The organism is Lentilactobacillus parafarraginis DSM 18390 = JCM 14109 (assembly GCF_001435895.1).
GTDB lineage: Bacteria > Bacillota > Bacilli > Lactobacillales > Lactobacillaceae > Lentilactobacillus > Lentilactobacillus parafarraginis.
On sequence record NZ_AZFZ01000150.1, the window covers coordinates 1 to 1,970 of the forward strand.

Annotated in this window: 3 protein-coding genes; 1 reads left to right on the forward strand and 2 read right to left on the reverse strand. The window is 47.0% G+C overall.

Features of this window, described 5'->3' with window-relative positions; all coding sequences use genetic code 11:
- Positions 1-35 precede the first annotated feature (35 nt).
- Positions 36-491 (reverse strand): hypothetical protein, encoded by a 456-nt coding sequence (locus FD47_RS14360; RefSeq protein WP_054736734.1) that lies wholly within the window; start codon positions 489-491, stop codon positions 36-38.
- Between the two features lie 76 nt (positions 492-567).
- The gene (locus tag FD47_RS14365; RefSeq protein WP_054736735.1) at positions 568-1,005 is read right to left on the reverse strand and encodes a MerR family transcriptional regulator; all 438 of its coding nucleotides are present in this window, start codon (positions 1,003-1,005) and stop codon (positions 568-570) included.
- A gap of 103 nt (positions 1,006-1,108) precedes the next feature.
- Between FD47_RS14365 and FD47_RS14370 the strand changes: the two genes are divergently transcribed.
- On the forward strand, positions 1,109-1,852 hold the full coding sequence (locus FD47_RS14370; protein ID WP_056980831.1) for an SDR family oxidoreductase: 744 nt from the start codon (positions 1,109-1,111) through the stop codon (positions 1,850-1,852).
- Positions 1,853-1,970: the final 118 nt, after the last annotated feature.

Genomic DNA, 1,970 nt, shown 5'->3' on the forward strand with positions numbered 1-1,970 from the left:
GAAATAAAGTTTTCAGACGGACCCTAATTTAATTGTCACTTTGCCATCGGATCGGCCGGCAGCGACGCGCCTTGTTGGTGGGAACGCTGTGAAGTGTTTACCGGCACCTGAGACGAAATCTTCGGCGCCGATCCCGTCGGGCGATTGGTGAGGGACGGTTTCTCGAATACCTGATTCAAATTACGAAAATGAAAGCTCTTCTTGAAGACATAATCCTTATAGTAACGCATCCCCCAGTGAGCCAAGCGGGTGCTTTTTGGAACAACGATGTCCTTGGTGATGACCGAGTCGTGTTTCAGGTCATAAAATTTCAGATTCCCGGTAAATTCGTGCTTCATCTGTTGGAACTTTTTTTGCCGTGCCGGATTATTGGCAGCCAGACGGCTTGATTTGGAATGATCAGTGCTGGATGCGTTTGTTGTCATGATGGCGTAATCGGCAATCCCAATGAGGGAGCCAAAAAGTAATGCTGCTAATAGTAATTTTTTCATTGGGGAATCCTTTCGCTAACGTTCAAAACAAATGATCACTATTAACCTTATCGTGTCCAATCGAATTTGTAAACCATTATTCACTGTGGCCAATCCGTTTGAGGTACTCGGCAAACGGTTCCGTTGAAGTGGTCTTGCCGGCTTCTTTATTTTGGTACCAGTTGATCTTGTCGTTGAGGATTTGCAGGTGGTGCTGAACTTCACGATATTTTTCCATAAAATCGTTCCGCGTTTCTTTGAGGAGCGTTAACCGATTGGGAATCGTCTCATCGCCTTGGGCCCGCCATTCAACGTACTGTTTGAGATCTTGGATGCTCATGCCGGTGCCTTTTAAATGAAGCAAAAAACGCACCCAGTTGACGTCGGTGTCTGTAAAGTACCGCCGCCCATTTGCCTCACGGTGGGACTTCAAGAGGTCCTCGCGTTCATAGTAACGGATGGTCGGGGCACTGAGGCCGACCTTAGCTGCAAATTCACCGATGGCGTACGTTGGTTCAGTTCTCATTTCTTGCATGATAATCTCCAATCTTTTTCGAAATTAGCTGTTGACTTAAAGTCCACTTTAAGATGTAACCTGTGATTTGTAAAGTTAATTGTATCGGAAAGGGGATTAAAGTATGAGTACACAAAATAAAGTGATCGTGATTACCGGCGCGTCGTCAGGGATTGGTGAAGCCAGTGCCAAATTATTGGCGAAAAATGGCGCTAAAGTTGTTCTGGGAGCCCGCCGAGAAAGTCGCCTGCAGACGATTGTAAACGATATTAAACAGGCGGGTGGCCAGGCCGACTACCGGGTAACCGATGTCACAAAGCCAGACGATTTAAAGGCGCTAGTAGCCCAAGCCAAGGCAACCTTTGGTGGGATTGACGTGATTTTCAATAATGCCGGGATCATGCCCAGTTCACCAATTAGCGCGTTGCACATTGATGAGTGGAACGCGATGATCGATATTAATTTGAAGGGCGTTTTAAATGGCGTGGCGGCGGTGATGCCTGATTTCACCACTCAAAAGCACGGTCAAATTATTACGACCTCATCGGTTGCCGGCATTAAGAGTTTCCCCGGCGCTGGGGTGTATGGAGCAACTAAATTTGCCGTTCGTAATTTAATGGAAGTGATTCGAATGGAAAGTGCCCAGGAAGGCACCAATATCCGCACCGCAACGCTGTATCCAGCGGCGATTAACACCGAGTTGCTGCACACAATTTCCGATCAGGCAACCCGGTCCGGAATGGATCAGTTATATGATTCAGTTGGGATTACTCCTGACGCGGTTGCCCGAGTCGTGAACTTCGCCGTTGATCAGCCCGAAGAGGTTAACGTCAACGAATTTACAATTTATCCAACCAAGCAGGCCTAAAGAAAGGAAGCAATATCATGGCAAAAAATGAACAAGTTAAAAACGGGGTTATTTTTCCCAGCGGCCCTAAGAATGACGCGTACGCAATGAAGTGAACCCTGCAAGTTGGACACTTTAA

Bases quoted from the DNA above. Each gene is read 5' to 3' on its own strand.
- FD47_RS14360 (WP_054736734.1), bottom strand. From the start codon at position 491: ATGAAAAAATTACTATTAGCAGCATTACTTTTTGGCTCCCTCATTGGG.
- FD47_RS14365 (WP_054736735.1), bottom strand. From the start codon at position 1,005: ATGCAAGAAATGAGAACTGAACCAACGTACGCCATCGGTGAATTTGCA.
- FD47_RS14370 (WP_056980831.1), top strand. From the start codon at position 1,109: ATGAGTACACAAAATAAAGTGATCGTGATTACCGGCGCGTCGTCAGGG.